This is a genomic window from Sphingobacterium chungjuense (assembly GCF_011316935.1).
Taxonomy (GTDB): domain Bacteria; phylum Bacteroidota; class Bacteroidia; order Sphingobacteriales; family Sphingobacteriaceae; genus Sphingobacterium; species Sphingobacterium chungjuense.
Window position 1 is genome coordinate 277,336 of the sequence record NZ_WLYS01000001.1, and the last position, 14,370, is coordinate 291,705.

Consider the following 14,370-nt stretch of genomic DNA (forward strand, 5'->3'; position numbering starts at 1 on the left):
ATTTCTGCGGCTAATTAGAGTGATACGTTTACTGTTTTTTTGCCACTGGAAGCATTGCCTGCTTCTATGGCTAGCTTTCCACTTCCTTGGATCAACCAGCTCAATTCGGTGAATCCATGTCCTTCCAGTGCGTTGATGGTTTGTCGGTTCTTTCCACTGATTACTTTCTGTCCGCTACCAGTCTTGACTTCAACCGCCACATGCTTCAGAAAATAACTACGCTCGCCCACCTGCGTCAAAGTTGGGAAGGCACCTTTATTCAGCACCTTCACCGAAACGCGTGTAAGTCCGCCATCCAATTTCTCCGTCTTCACGTCCACGATGTCAATCATGGGCGCCATATCCGTCAGCTTAATTACAAAGTCCGTATGCTTGGCCACCAAGCTATCGACCATTTGATAAGGCGGATTATGAAGTACAAATGGATGAATACCGCCTACTTCTACCGTTTTGTTCGGGAAATCAGGATGAGAAATAGTTTTCCACGGTGTGTAATTGCCCGTTATTCCTTGCGCATCTGCCCATTTGAAATAAGAAGCCACTGGATCTTTCTCGGTATCAGGCAGCCACCATCCCGGCGTAGAAAAGCTTAATCTCCCGTAATGATAATATGCCCAATCAGCAAAGTTGCCATTTCCAGCTTTTTGCTTTGGCGCGTCCCCGAGTTGTACTATATTATTATATAAGTCCGAAACAGCCCCATTAACTTGCGCATCGCGCTCCGACCAGCTATTGATCATGCGACCACCTGGCCGGCGACTTCCAGAAGGTGCCGATTCCCCTCCACGCCCAGCTTGCTGTGGTGTGGAAAGATTGTTCTCCGACCCAAAAGACACGACTGCATATACATTAAATGCATCGTATAGGAAATCGTACAGAGCTCTATTCTCTAGCTCCGATACGGCATGCTCTCCAGCTCCTGGTTGGAAGTTTTTATAATTATAAGTGTTGTTTTTATTAAAAGCTACACCCTCTTCGCCATCTTCATTAAATTGTCCGTCCTTATCATTGTCCAGTCCTTCGGAAAGCACTAGGTATTGACCGCGCTGATTTTTTGCCGGATCGGCTAAGATCATTGATCTTGGATCTTTTGGATTAGGCAAATAGGTACCACTTGGATCAAGCACACGCATCCAAGTGATCTTGCCATCGCCATTTAGGTCGTCGTACCCGTCTTCCCCTTTTTGGCCATCGCGATCATAATCCAATGGGCGTGCATTGCCCGTACGTTCATACTGCAATTTGGCAAAATATTGCTCCGTAGCATCCGGGCTCATGTTTGGAAAAACGTAAAACGTTTGCTGATCTAGCAAAGTACGAATGCTATCTTGCGAAGCATTGGCCAACAATTTTTCAGCAAATCCAACCGCCAATTCCACACCAAATAAGTGATCTCCAGATACGCCACCAACCACAGCGACAGCAGGTTTCTGCTCCAAGTTTCCCGTACCTATGGATAGCATCCAAATGTCGGAGCCGCCCAAAGTCTTAGTCATAGAAGTCAATTTTACCAATTGAGAATAACGCGATGCCAATGCTTTCACGCGCTGTGCCAGCTGCTGCTTGTTGCTGTAATCTGACGGCGCTTGTGCCTGAGCGGTCATACCACATAAGGACACGAAGCCCAGATAAAGGAAGATAATACGATTCATTAATAATGGTTTTCTAGTATGTAGCCAAATGCTGCTTTCACGCAAAGCGTAAGCCGCTCACATTAATCTAAAAAAGGGTAATTCCCGAGATTAGAAATAGTCAGGTTGACTAACCTAAGATATAAAATAAATCGCTTAACGAGTAATTAGAGCACTCGATTTTTAAAGGTTTCTTTTAGGGGTTGACTTAAGTCGATGAGATAACCATTCAACACGGCATACCGCAATGTTCCGGCGTCATCTGCCAAATAAAAGTTAGCTGTCCCACCCAAGTCGATTCGTGAAGTGGTGTAAAATGTTGGTTGACTAAATACATGTATGGGTAGGTTATGAAATTGTTCGGCGCTGCCCACAGCTGCGGGATTTAAACGAACAGCCATAAATCCTTGTTTTAGTAAAGCAAATGCCTGCGATCTAGACAACTCCTTCACCGAAGAAATCATCTTATCTGACACTTTACCTTGCACAAAATGCAATGATGAAGCATCTACTTGATCGTATCCAAATGATTCTTGCAGATCGCCTAAATCTTCCACCCAACCGCGCACAAAGTAATCACGACCGATGGTATTCTCGGCTCGGCGGATGGCAATATCCGTGCGGAGTGGAATAGAATCTGAGCCAATTTCTAGGTTGTGAATAAAGACATCGTGCAATAAAGAAGAGCCGTTAAACGGGATATCGTCATATTGCGTAATTTCATATTGCTCATAACTACCTTCTGCGATCTGCATCAAAGCATTGAGGATAATAATAAAGTTGAGCTTACGAATTTGCTGCTTCTCTACATCGCCCTTTAATCCACCCGATTCGATGAGCACCGTAGATGCTCCCCATTTTTGAAAATTATCTCCAAAGCCTCGCGGCGAGTGCGTATCGTCGTATTTTGCCACCGCATCAGGCATATACTGTTGTACCATTTGTTGGATTCCTGCAATCAACTTCATGGCATTGCCGCGCGTTTCGTTGATATCGCGTTCCGGATTGTAAGCTGGTGCTAATAATGATATCGTGACTGGGTTTTGGGTTTCGGGCACGTGGTAATAAATAGACTGATCGTGCAGATTGAAACCAAAAGCAGGTTTTACAGCATCGGCACGTGCTGCCAAGAGCTTGCCTTCCACCGTCTGCTGCGCGCGTGCATCCCGGTTCAGATCCACACTTTGCGCATTCCGACGAGTGTAGATCTCTGCTCCATCGGGGTTTAACATGGGAATAAAATGGATCTGCAGTTTGTTTTTCAACAAATTGCGCAGGGAATCTCCATCATCTTCTTGGCCTTCGAGAAAATTAAAAATATCCAGCAATGCCATCGTCGCGGTTGGTTCGTCGCCATGCATCTGCGACCACAGCATCACCTTAATATCTCCCTCTCCGTAGGTCAATTCGGAAATAGATCGGCCTGCGGCCGATGCACCGATTCGTTCTACTTGTAAAATGCCTTTCTGCGCGTGCTGCTGCACCAGCGAATCTACCTCCTGATGTTTGAATCGTCGGTGCTGAATCGCCGGTTCGCGATAGGTCGCAAACAGCGAATCCCATTCGGAAGTCGTAAGTGTCATGGCCGATGAATAGTCTTTTTTAAACGATGTGACGGTCTTATCTACTTGCTGGCAACTAACTGTCAGCAGCCCAAGCAGGCAGATATACAAAATAACTTTACCCATGGTTTTTATGATTATAATGTGTTAACACGTGCACGCCTGTCAGATCTTGCTTATTACTCCCCGTTTTGTTAACGATCAAAAAGCATCCGATGTCCTGATCCTACTTCTTGTATTTTTCCATTAGAATAGGCCACATTTCCCGACACGATCGTATGCTCGATACTGGCGCTAAAGGTGTGTCCTTCAAATGGAGACCATTTACATTTCGACAAAATATTTTCTCTTGTCACGGTATAAGGTTTATTCAGATCCACTAATACCAAATCTGCCCAATATCCTTCGCGGATAAATCCGCGTTGCTCGATCTGAAAACATTGTGCCGTATTGTGCGCTGTTTTTTGCACCAATTGTTCCAATGTCAATCGCCCTTCTTTGACCTTATCCAACAAGGCCTGCATTGCATGCTGTACCAACGGTCCGCCTGAGGGCGCTTGTAAATAAGGTTGCGATTTCTCTTCAAAAGTGTGTGGCGCATGATCTGTAGCGATGACATCGATCCGTCCATCCAATACGGCTCGCCAGATTTCATCGCGATCGGCTGCTGTTTTCACCGCTGGATTCCACTTAATGAAATTTCCTTTTGTAGCATAATCTGCATCCGAAAACCATAAATGATGTACGCAGGCTTCGGCAGTTATGCGTTTCTTCTCTAACGGAATATCCTTACTAAAAAGATGGGTCTCTTTTCCGGTCGAAATATGCAAGATGTGCAATCTGGTATCGTACTTTAACGCTAATTCGACCGCTTTGGAGGAAGACAGGTAACACGCTTCTTCCGAACGAATGGCTGGGTGCATATCAATGGTAACATCTTCGCCATACTTTTCTTTGTAAACGGCCATGTTCCTACGAATGGTAGTTTCGTCTTCGCAATGTGTTGCCACAAGAGTCGGTGCATTCTGGAAAATATTGGCCAACGCCGTTTCGTTGTCCACCAGCATATTCCCCGTAGAAGATCCCATAAATACTTTGATACCACATACATCGCGTGGATTGGTTTTCAGCACTTCTTCTAAGTTATCATTGCCTGCTCCCATAAAGAAGGAGTAGTTGGCCAATGAGCTATCTTGTCCAATATCATATTTATCCTGCAACAACTTTTGTGTCAAAGCATTGGGCACCGTGTTTGGCATCTCCATAAAGGATGTCGTTCCACCTGCTACCGCTGCACGACTTTCGGTAGCGATATCTGCTTTGTAAGTAAGCCCTGGTTCGCGAAAATGAACCTGATCGTCGATCAATCCTGGCAAGAGGTGCAATCCCTCTGCATTGATTTCTTGCGCAGCGGCTTTATCAATTGTTGGCGCGATCTGCTCGATGCGGCCATCTTTTATAAATATATCTAATACCTTGATTTCGCCTTCGTTGACGACTTGTGCATTCTTTATTAATATCGTAGACATGTTGTAAAAATAACATTTAATCCCCAAAAGTGCAGCTAACTGTCTGCTTCTCCATCATAAAACGCCCCTGTTTAAAACAGCACACTACTTATTTTGTTGTAAATGGAATACATACAATGAATTACGCCACTTTTTGGCCATAATCAATGGGGATATGATGAAGAATTTTTATTTATTAGTGATCATGAGCGGGTTTTGTTTCTCGGCTCTAAGTCAGGAACAGGATAGTACCTTGTTGCAAAATAGCAACATGATTACACAAAGCGAAGATGCCCAGACCATTGCACTTCTCACAAAGCAGGTAGAAAGCATGACGCGGGAGCTGAAGAACAATACCGAGAACATCAATATGTTGATGGCGAGTAAGGATCTGGATGCCCAAAATCGGTACATGATCGTACGTCAAAATCTGGAAAACGCGACGAACGCTTACCGCCTCTTACATACTAAGATCCAAGTCATGAAAAACTATCCATCAAGCCGTTCGTTCGAGCCATTGGTCAAGGAATTGGGTAATCCTGAAAGCGACAAACTGGGATTTCGATTTGATCAAAAAGTCGTGTCTTTGGTAGAGGACAATGTGAAGCCTAAAAAGAAAAATATGGCTTCCAAGATCTATGACGGCGTTACTTCAATTGCCAAAAATCCGATCGTGAGTGCTATTCCGGTGGTATCGCCTGCGGCACAGTTAACAAGTAGCGTGATGGGATTCTTGCGCAGCACCAGTATCATGACCGATGATGTCGATCAAGCAACCATTGCCAAGATGGAGAACGAGTTGAATGGTTACATTCGCTTTTATAACTTATTGGCCGAAGCCAATACCGAATTTGATTACAATCTCAATATACAACGGCAAGAGTTGGGCTTACTACAACGCAATCTGTATGATCAGGTTCGCTATTTTGCAGAGAAAGTGGGCTTGGAACCTGAAGCTAGAGGGGATAAGGAGAGTGTTGATGAATATCTAAACAAACTCTTTCTACGTTTAGATCAGAATTATATGGTGACCTTATTTTCTCAATTTGAGCAGAAAAATCGCTCCGGAAACCGCGTAAACTATGATCAAATGTTGATCACCGATGAAGGTAATGACCTAAAGGATGCCAATAATCGTTTAGAAGAATTTGTGGGTTTGATCAATCAGTTGGAATTTCAATACAGCAAGCACAACCGCTACACGGAACAATATACCGAAAAGATAAAAGTCGCTTTGGATGAGGCCACGACAACTGGTGTAACTAATGCGGATACCGGTTCTAAAATCAAAACGGAAGTAGATGCTGCGCAAACAACAACGGACAACGAGTTCCGAAACGCGATCAATCTAGATGAATTGAGCAAAGCAAAAAAATCAATCCGCTATACTGCTAGGATTATATAAAATATACTTTCTTTTAGCCGTCGCGAGGCACGATGCAGTCTGAACGCTAGGTCGGCGGTAAAATCCATTAGTCATGAAATAATACTTCGTTAAAGCACCATCCTTCCAACTCATAAAATGCCGTCTTAGCGGATTGGCAATAGCAAGGGGATGCACTACCGTTGTGCCACTACGGTCAGCGGCGAGTTTTGGATACTTTTGCGTTTTGTAGCCATGTTGACTTTTATAATATCTAGCGATCCGGCATCTTCTATTTCACCCAAAAAATCTCTTAATCATATTTAGTTTTGAAGCTGTTCGGGGATAATATTTAAAACCAAATTCGATCCAAGTGGGTTTATCGAGCACACTTTTGTAATGTGTGAAGCTTTTGAAGCCCGCTTCGCCATGGTAGGCTCCCATGCCACTATTGCCCACGCCACCAAAAGGCAGTTTGGGATTCGTGATATGCATGACCGCATCATTCACAGCACCGCCACCGAATGATAATTCTTGCAGAATTCGTTTCTTGATCTTGCTATCATTGGTAAATACATAGCAAGATAGCGGTTTTGGCAATCGCTTCACCTGATGGATCGCTTCAGCAAGATCATCATAAATAATAATAGGCAAAATAGGTCCGAAAATCTCTTCCTGCATTACCGGATCATCAAAGCTCACATCATTCAAGATTGTCGGTTCTACATAGCGGCTTTCCCGATCCACACGGCCTCCAGCATATACTTTCGTCGGGTCAATTAACTTGGCCAACCGATCCACATTTTTATCATTAATAATCTGTACCAAGGTCCCCGCTTCGAAGCTAAACTCATTCTTTTTCATTTCTGCTGATAAAGCATCCAAGAATGCTTGCTTAACCTTGTGGTGTACCAAAATATAATCCGGTGCGATGCAGGTTTGTCCTGAATTTAGAAACTTTGCCCATACCAATCGCTTTACCGACATTTTCATGTCGCAACTTTCGGTGATAAAGGCCGGACTTTTCCCACCTAACTCTAGCGTGACAGGCGTAAGATGTTTTGCTGCCGCTTGGTATACAATACGACCAACCGTGGTACTTCCCGTGAAAAAAATCTTGTCAAAGCGCTGCTCCAACAAGGTGGTCGTTGTTTCTACATCTCCTTCTACTACTGCCAGATAGTTTGGATCAAAATTATTGGCAATCATATTGGCCATGATGCGGCTCGTATTGCTAGGCAATTCGCTGGGTTTCAAGATCACAGTGCAGCCGGCGGCTATTGCCGGGATAATTGGTGCAAGGGAAAGCTGATAGGGATAATTCCAAGCACCGATAACCAGAGCAACACCTAGTGGCTCGGGAATGATGTAACTACGTGCTGGAAAATTGATCATATTTGTACCGACACGACGGATTCGACTCCAAGATTTTAATTTTCGAATCGCCTCATCCAAATCATGGTACAACAAGGCCAATTCGTTGGTATAGGTGTCAAATTCGGATTTCTTGAAGTCCAATGCAATACCGGCAATCATTTCATCCTCATGTGCTTTTATCACACTTTTAAGCTTCTTAAGTTGTTGCAATCTAAAGTCAATTGGCTTAGTGGCATCACTCCAAAAAAAATCGCGCTGTGCGTTTACTAGGTTTTCGATCGAATCTTTCATCGCTACGTATTTTGTCGTCCTTTAAAATCGTCCATTGTTTTATAAATACCCAATACACCGCCCACAAACCAATCAAAAAACCGGATGGGGAATATCCCTTGAAAAAATCGCACGAAATGAATGCTCCACGGCATACTGACAATCGGTTTACCAGAAGCTATACCACGTAAAATTTTTTTGGCTACTTTTTCAGGGCGGAGGATCGGTACCAAAGATCGAACACCATCAAACATACCCGTATTAATGTAATAGGGCGTGACGGTAGTTACACGTATATTTTTCTGCAATAACTTCATCTCAATACGCAAGCTATCCGACCAGCCAAATATAGACCATTTGCTTGCCACATATACAGACATCTTCGGATTAGATATGTAAGATGCCGAAGAGGCAATATTGCATATGGAGCCATTATTTTGTGCGATCATATCCGGCAAGAATAAACTGGTAATATACATAGGTGCTAATGCATTAATATCCATAGAACGCCTAATGTCTAACTCAGTATGTTCGTGAAAATACTTTCCAACCACGATACCGGCATTGTTTATTAACACATCAATTACTCCGTGGTTTGCTTTTACTTTTTCAAAAGCTTGCTGCACCTTTGTTTGATCTGCTATATCTACGGAATAGCCAAAGATCTCTCCCCGCTCTACAAATTCGTCCACTATCGATTTAGGATCTATATCCCAGATAATGACCCGAGCACCACGATCTAAGAATAGTCCGCCCATTATTTTGCCAATTCCAGACGCTCCTCCCGTAATTAACACATTTTTTTGATGGAAATTTCTCATAATAAATTGGCTATATGACCATGAATGATATACCGCAACAAAAAATAAACCAAAAGTAAAAATAGAATGCAATGGATCGTTCATTGCGTGAACAATGACTATCACCGTGGGAAACCGATCTAATTAAATTGGTTTACATCTTTCATAACTTCAGATTGGCTCAATACTCGCAACATTGATTCCGCGACAACGAAAAATCGGTGCGCGAGCGGAATCTATCAATTGTAACAAGATATGTACTAGGAAGTTGGAAAAAAGACAAAAAATAAAGCCGTTCATCTCTGAACGGCTCTTAGTAGCGGGGACACGACTCGAACGTGCGACCTTCGGGTTATGAGCCCGACGAGCTACCAACTGCTCCACCCCGCAATATATTTTTATAGATTCTGCGCTTATTTGGTGTTATTCGCAGATATTGCTTTCCTGAATTGTTTCACAAAGATATAACTTGTACTTTTGAAAAGCAAATAAAAAATGAAAAATGTCTCATAAAGCTGGATTCGTAAGTATAATAGGTAAGCCGAACGCGGGGAAATCAACGTTAATGAATGCGTTAGTGGGGGAAAAGATGTCTATCATCACTCCTAAAGCACAAACAACTAGGCATAGAATTATTGGTATTGTGAATGAAGAGGATTATCAAATTGTCTTTTCGGACACTCCGGGAATCATCAAACCCAACTATTCCTTGCAGGAATCGATGATGAGTTTTGTACAAGGATCGATTATCGACGCCGATGTTATTCTTTTCGTGACCGACATTCATGAGCGCTATGACGAAGAGGATGTATTGGAGAAACTGCGTAATACAAAATCTCCAGTCGCCGTATTGATTAACAAAGTAGATAAATCTTCGGAAGAGGAGGTTAAAGAGAAAGCAGCGTACTGGAAAGAAAAGATAAACCCTGACGTGGTCTTTGCCCTTTCTGCATTGCACAAATACAATGTAGACGGTGTCATGGCTTACATCAAGGAGAAAATGCCTGTACACCCACCTTATTACGAGAAAGACGAGCTTACCGATAAATCGGTTCGTTTCTTTGTCTCGGAAATGATCCGGGAAAAGATTTTCAAATTATACGATAAAGAAATCCCATACAGTACAGAAGTGGTCGTGACTTCTTACAAAGAAGAAGGACGGATTACCAAGATCGCAGCAGAGATTATTGTAGAAAGAGATTCTCAGAAAAACATTATCATCGGCACCGCAGGTGCTATGATCAAAAAAGTAGGTACCTACGCTCGTCAAGACATTGAAGAATTTATCGACGGAAAAGTATTCTTGGAATTATTCGTGAAAGTATTGCCCGATTGGAGAAGTAAGAAGAATTACCTAAAACGGTTCGGCTACGAAGATTAATCTAAGCGCGATATAACGCATTTATCCACGCGCAATCATAGCCTTTTAGTCACAGCTATGATTGCGCGTTTTTGTTGAGCTCCGAAAGTGCTTCGAGGTCACTCAACTTTTTACGAACCGGTTTCACGTCTTTCGACGAACCGCTTAAAGCATTCCAGATATTTTTCGATTCTTTGGTAAGTAATGGAGAAATGATAGACAGCAATAGCACATACACGACTACAAAGGATTGTACAACCGGCAACAAACCACCGGCTTTACCAATGTTGGCCATGATGATTGAAAACTCGCCACGCGCCGACAATGTGAAACCAATATCCACGGCATTCCTCGGTTTCAATCCGGAGAATTTGGTCGCAAAATATCCCGAAGCCACATTCACGACCACAGTAATTAAGGCCGCTATTGCGCCCCAACCGATTGCACCGCTCAGAGAATACATATCAATAGACAGTCCGAAACTGAAGAAAAACATCGCGCCGAAAAAGTCCTTGTAAGGCAATACCATGCCCTCAATCTTTTTGATGTATTTCGAATCGGCCAATACCAAACCTGCCATCAGCGCACCGATCGCTTCGGCCACGTGAATAGTTTCGGAGAAACCCGCAATGACAAATAATAAGCTAAAGATGATCAACACAAAAAGCTCCGAAGTCTTGTCCTGTAAAACTTTGTCGATCGCTGGCACTAACTTACGCCCCAGCACCAAAAAAGTAAGAATAAACGTCAAAGCCAATGCCGAAGTTCCGGCAACCGCCAAAATCGACGTAGATCCCGTCAGGATCAATCCCGACAAAAAGGAAATGTGCATGGCGATGAACAAATCATCGAACATAATCATGCCCATGATCACCTCTGTTTCTGGATTCGCCGTACGCTTTAGATCGGTCAATACCTTGGCTACGATCGCGGTAGAAGAGCTCGTCATGATACCGCAGAGCACCATCATCTCTTTGAAGGGCAGCTCCATCATCCATCCGATAAATAAACCGGAGAAAAAGTTGAGCAATACGTAGAATAATCCACCGGATACGATGGATTTACCCGACTTCATGAGTCGGCCTACAGAAAATTCTAGACCGAGATAGAACAATAAAAATAGTACGCCCAATCGCCCCATGAAGTCGATGAAGGGCTTACTTTCGGTAAAAGTAAGATCTACCGCTCCGAAGGTAGGCGCATGTTGCCCCAACACCATACCAATCAATATAAAAAAGGGAATAACAGAAAAACGCAGCTTATTGGCCAATAGGCCCACTAGCGCCACTAATAAAACAGCAATTCCGATTTCTAATATTAAGGTATGACTCAGCATGAATACAAGTTAGGTTATAGCAAAATTTCTTTCAGCAATTTGATATTGTTTCTTTTTCCGGCAATCACTAAAGTGGTACCAGAGGTGATCACATAATCTGGACCCGGATTGATGATGGTATCATCGTCTTTGATCGCCGCAATGATCGAAGCTCCCGTTTTTTGGCGGACTCCTAACTCTCCAATGCTTTTGTTCTCGACGCCGTCATTAGACTCGCCTACTTTGTACCATTCGATACGCAGATCATCCAACGCGACTTCAATCGTCTCCAAGGCTTTAGGCTTATAAGAAAGTCCGCCCAAAATACCAGCTACGTGACGCGATTCCTCATCGGAAAGCGTCATGACACAATGTGTTTCATGATCCGAACGTTCGTGGCGGTACAGTTCTCTACGACCGTCGTCGTGAATAACCACTACCATCTGGTCACCGGCATCTGTATCAATTTCGTACTTCTTCCCGATTCCTATCAGATCGCTTTCTCTAACTATCGACATGATTTACTTCCTTTTAATGATATAATATTTTTCACAAATGTACTTATTCTGCAACTTCGATCAATTTGAAGGTTCCATCTTCCTTTTCTTCTGGACGACCGATTTGTATCGTTTTGGAGTGGTAGAATAAAAACAACCATCCTTCTGGCGCTCCCTTTTCCCAAAAATCAGTGCGCAAATCGCGTGATTTCTTTCCATCGAAATCATACTTCGCCACGAAGTTGCGAAAAATTTCACCCGGTTCGGATAGCACATCGCCTCCAAAGAAATAATGTTCACCACCCGTTTTGATATGAAATACCTGATGAAACTCCGAATGCCCGCCCGTCATCGCGTACGAAATCTCGTCATTCAGCTCACCATCTCCATCTACTAAGTGCAAATTGCCACTGCGCTGCAAAGCGCGAAACAGATCTTTTCTATACGAGGCTGATTCGCTACTGTAGGCCGCTTCCCACTCCTTCTCTTGTACGATGTATTCTGCATTTGGAAATGTGATGCGCGTAGATCCATCTTGAACATCGACCACGCCGCCCATATGATCTTTATGTAAATGCGACATCAGCACGTATTTCACGTCCGCAGGATCAAAGCCTAATTTTTCAATATTATGATGGATCAATAATTGATCATCTGCTGTACGTTCGCCCAAACCGGCATCGATAACGACCAAACCATGGCTCGTTTCTACTAAAAAAGGTCTTACGTGAACGAATAAAGAAGCTGGTCTGTCTTTGGGATCATCTTTTTCTGGATCGAAGGGAACAAAAACTTTACTGGCATCAACCGAAAAAGATCCTTCGTATAGGGAATGTGCTTGTATCATTCTATATAGTTGTTACTATGTACTTTACACCGCAGCGTAAAGGTATAGGACGTAGAAATTAGGCGATTACGTGTTTAAAACCGTACATTTACCGTGATTTCACAAAGCAAAGGTATGCAAAAAAGGTGGTTACTAAAACCCAAAAATAATGCGGCAGCGACCCGACATTTACGCGATGAACTCGGAGTAAGTGACGTAGTTGCCAACCTTTTAGCTTATCGAAAAATCGAAACGTACGAAGGAGCACGTGAATTTTTCAGACCTTCTCTGTCGTATTTGCACGATCCTTTCCTGATGAAAGATATGGACGTGGCGATCGCCCGAATTACGCAAGCCATCACGAATAAGGAAAAAATCTTGGTCTATGGCGATTATGACGTAGACGGCACCACAGCTGTATCGATTGTATACACCTTTTTTCATCAATTCCATACCAAATTAGCCTATTACATTCCTGATCGTTATGCGGAAGGTTATGGCATTTCGTACCAAGGTATTGATTATGCGCAAGAGCACGGTTACACCGTGATCATCGCTTTGGATTGTGGCATCAAAGAAATCGAAAAAGTTGCTTATGCAAAAGCCAAAGGCATTGATTTTATCATCGGAGATCATCACTTGCCGGGCGACACGATTCCTGATGCTTTGGCAGTACTGGATCCAAAACGCGTGGATTGCGACTATCCATACAAAGAACTATCGGGTTGCGGCATTGGTTTTAAGATTATACAAGCCTTCATCCAATCGAATGATATGGATATGGAAATGGCTTACCAATACTTGGATTTGGTGGCGGTGAGTATTGCTTCAGACATCGTGCCTATCACAGGAGAAAATCGCCTGCTGTGCCATTTTGGTTTGCAAAAACTGAACAGCAATCCTTCCTTCGGCATCCGTGCCTTGATCGAGCTATCCAACAATCGCAAAGACTTTTTTACAGTCAATGATATTGTGTTTCAAATCGGCCCACGCATCAATGCCGCTGGCCGTATAGAACACGCCAAGGACGCCGTGAAACTACTGACTTCAAAATCGGTTGCAGATGCGCTAGTATTTTCCGAAAAAGTGAACTTGCAAAATAATGAGCGTAAAGATGTGGATCTTCGAATTACCGAAGAGGCCATGGCACTCATTGCCGAGGACGAGTCGCTGCAAAAGCGTAATTCGACCGTGCTCTACAAAGCAGATTGGCACAAGGGCGTAATCGGTATTGTGGCGTCAAGACTTACGGAAAAATATTACCGCCCGACCATCATCTTGACACAAACCAATGGGCATGTGGCAGGCTCTGCTCGTTCTGTGTTGGGATTTGATCTGTATCAAGCGCTCGAATCGTGCAGTGATTTGTTGGAGCAATTCGGTGGCCATAAATATGCTGCTGGCATGACTATGCCGGTAGAAAATGTCGCTTTGTTTCAACAACGCTTTGAAGAGGTGGTCACGCAAAGTATCACACCGGAGATGCTCACACAGGAAATTTCCATTGATTTAGCGATACATTTGAAAGAGATCGATGCGAAACTCTTTCGCCTACTTAAACAATTTGAGCCCTTCGGGCCACAAAATGAACAGCCGACCTTCATCTCCAAAGGCATCACGGTACAAGGACAGGCTCATATTGTGGGAGCCAATCATATCAAGATGACTGTTGTACAAGAAGATAGCGCACCTTTTTCTTGCATTGCCTTCGGCTTATCGGAGCATGTTGCGCATATCAACGCGGGTAAGCGGTTTGATATTTGCTATACCATTGAAGAAAACACCTGGAAAACCCGGAAGAATTTACAGTTGAACATTAAGGCAATTCGATATTAACCGATATATTTGTAGGTGAAGAAGT

At 43.3% G+C, this 14,370-nt stretch carries 11 protein-coding genes and 1 tRNA gene; 3 read left to right on the forward strand and 9 right to left on the reverse strand.

Annotation, left to right across the window (positions count from 1 at the left end; all coding sequences use genetic code 11):
- Positions 1-14 precede the first annotated feature (14 nt).
- The 3 genes from GKO22_RS01270 to GKO22_RS01280 all read right to left on the reverse strand — a co-directional run bounded on the left by GKO22_RS01270 (position 15) and on the right by GKO22_RS01280 (position 4,722).
- A complete protein-coding gene (locus GKO22_RS01270; protein ID WP_166332322.1) occupies positions 15-1,652 on the reverse strand; it encodes a M14 family metallopeptidase in 1,638 nt (545 codons plus the stop codon).
- 146 nt (positions 1,653-1,798) lie between these two features.
- A complete protein-coding gene (locus GKO22_RS01275; RefSeq protein ID WP_166332323.1) occupies positions 1,799-3,319 on the reverse strand; it encodes a M14 family zinc carboxypeptidase in 1,521 nt (506 codons plus the stop codon).
- Between the two features lie 68 nt (positions 3,320-3,387).
- Positions 3,388-4,722 carry a dihydroorotase gene (locus GKO22_RS01280; protein ID WP_166332324.1) on the reverse strand — a complete coding sequence of 445 codons (1,335 nt, stop codon included), beginning with the start codon at positions 4,720-4,722 and terminating at the stop codon, positions 3,388-3,390.
- A gap of 154 nt (positions 4,723-4,876) precedes the next feature.
- Here GKO22_RS01280 and GKO22_RS01285 point away from each other — a divergent pair, with 154 nt between their 5' ends.
- Entirely contained in the window at positions 4,877-6,106 is a 1,230-nt protein-coding gene (locus GKO22_RS01285; protein WP_166332325.1) for a hypothetical protein, read from the forward strand.
- A 255-nt stretch (positions 6,107-6,361) separates the two neighbouring features.
- Here the strand turns inward: GKO22_RS01285 and GKO22_RS01290 are convergent, their stop codons facing one another.
- From GKO22_RS01290 to GKO22_RS01300, 3 genes are all read right to left on the reverse strand, one after another.
- Positions 6,362-7,732 carry an aldehyde dehydrogenase gene (locus tag GKO22_RS01290; protein ID WP_166332326.1) on the reverse strand — a complete coding sequence of 457 codons (1,371 nt, stop codon included), beginning with the start codon at positions 7,730-7,732 and terminating at the stop codon, positions 6,362-6,364.
- A 2-nt stretch (positions 7,733-7,734) separates the two neighbouring features.
- Positions 7,735-8,532, reverse strand: coding sequence for an SDR family oxidoreductase (locus GKO22_RS01295; RefSeq protein WP_166332327.1), 798 nt, complete (start codon positions 8,530-8,532; stop codon positions 7,735-7,737).
- Between the two features lie 296 nt (positions 8,533-8,828).
- Positions 8,829-8,901 (reverse strand) — tRNA-Met (locus GKO22_RS01300).
- Positions 8,902-9,013: 112 nt separating this feature from the next.
- Here GKO22_RS01300 and era point away from each other — a divergent pair.
- Positions 9,014-9,892 carry a GTPase Era gene (era, locus tag GKO22_RS01305; protein WP_116776237.1) on the forward strand — a complete coding sequence of 293 codons (879 nt, stop codon included), beginning with the start codon at positions 9,014-9,016 and terminating at the stop codon, positions 9,890-9,892.
- Positions 9,893-9,947: 55 nt separating this feature from the next.
- Here era and GKO22_RS01310 read toward each other — a convergent pair whose 3' ends face one another.
- From GKO22_RS01310 to GKO22_RS01320, 3 genes are read right to left on the reverse strand one after another with little or no spacing between them, the layout of a single operon-like run.
- Positions 9,948-11,207, reverse strand: coding sequence for a cation:proton antiporter (locus GKO22_RS01310; RefSeq protein WP_166332328.1), 1,260 nt, complete (start codon positions 11,205-11,207; stop codon positions 9,948-9,950).
- Positions 11,208-11,221: 14 nt separating this feature from the next.
- Positions 11,222-11,704, reverse strand: coding sequence for a cation:proton antiporter regulatory subunit (locus GKO22_RS01315; RefSeq protein ID WP_166332329.1), 483 nt, complete (start codon positions 11,702-11,704; stop codon positions 11,222-11,224).
- Between the two features lie 43 nt (positions 11,705-11,747).
- Complete coding sequence (locus GKO22_RS01320) at positions 11,748-12,530, reverse strand: MBL fold metallo-hydrolase (RefSeq protein WP_166332330.1); 783 nt, start codon at positions 12,528-12,530, stop codon at positions 11,748-11,750.
- Positions 12,531-12,644: 114 nt separating this feature from the next.
- Here GKO22_RS01320 and recJ point away from each other — a divergent pair, with 114 nt between their 5' ends.
- Complete coding sequence (gene recJ / locus GKO22_RS01325) at positions 12,645-14,345, forward strand: single-stranded-DNA-specific exonuclease RecJ (protein WP_166332331.1); 1,701 nt, start codon at positions 12,645-12,647, stop codon at positions 14,343-14,345.
- The last annotated feature ends 25 nt before the right edge of the window (positions 14,346-14,370 follow it).

What these genes read in the sequence shown, in the direction of transcription:
- GKO22_RS01295 (WP_166332327.1), bottom strand. Translation starts at nt 8,532, where the DNA reads ATGAGAAATTTCCATCAAAAAAATGTGTTAATTACGGGAGGAGCGTCT.
- GKO22_RS01320 (WP_166332330.1), bottom strand. Translation starts at nt 12,530, where the DNA reads ATGATACAAGCACATTCCCTATACGAAGGATCTTTTTCGGTTGATGCC.
- GKO22_RS01275 (WP_166332323.1), bottom strand. Translation starts at nt 3,319, where the DNA reads ATGGGTAAAGTTATTTTGTATATCTGCCTGCTTGGGCTGCTGACAGTT.
- GKO22_RS01310 (WP_166332328.1), bottom strand. Translation starts at nt 11,207, where the DNA reads ATGCTGAGTCATACCTTAATATTAGAAATCGGAATTGCTGTTTTATTA.
- GKO22_RS01290 (WP_166332326.1), bottom strand. Translation starts at nt 7,732, where the DNA reads ATGAAAGATTCGATCGAAAACCTAGTAAACGCACAGCGCGATTTTTTT.
- GKO22_RS01285 (WP_166332325.1), top strand. Translation starts at nt 4,877, where the DNA reads ATGATGAAGAATTTTTATTTATTAGTGATCATGAGCGGGTTTTGTTTC.
- GKO22_RS01315 (WP_166332329.1), bottom strand. Translation starts at nt 11,704, where the DNA reads ATGTCGATAGTTAGAGAAAGCGATCTGATAGGAATCGGGAAGAAGTAC.
- era (WP_116776237.1), top strand. Translation starts at nt 9,014, where the DNA reads ATGTCTCATAAAGCTGGATTCGTAAGTATAATAGGTAAGCCGAACGCG.
- GKO22_RS01280 (WP_166332324.1), bottom strand. Translation starts at nt 4,722, where the DNA reads ATGTCTACGATATTAATAAAGAATGCACAAGTCGTCAACGAAGGCGAA.
- GKO22_RS01270 (WP_166332322.1), bottom strand. Translation starts at nt 1,652, where the DNA reads ATGAATCGTATTATCTTCCTTTATCTGGGCTTCGTGTCCTTATGTGGT.
- recJ (WP_166332331.1), top strand. Translation starts at nt 12,645, where the DNA reads ATGCAAAAAAGGTGGTTACTAAAACCCAAAAATAATGCGGCAGCGACC.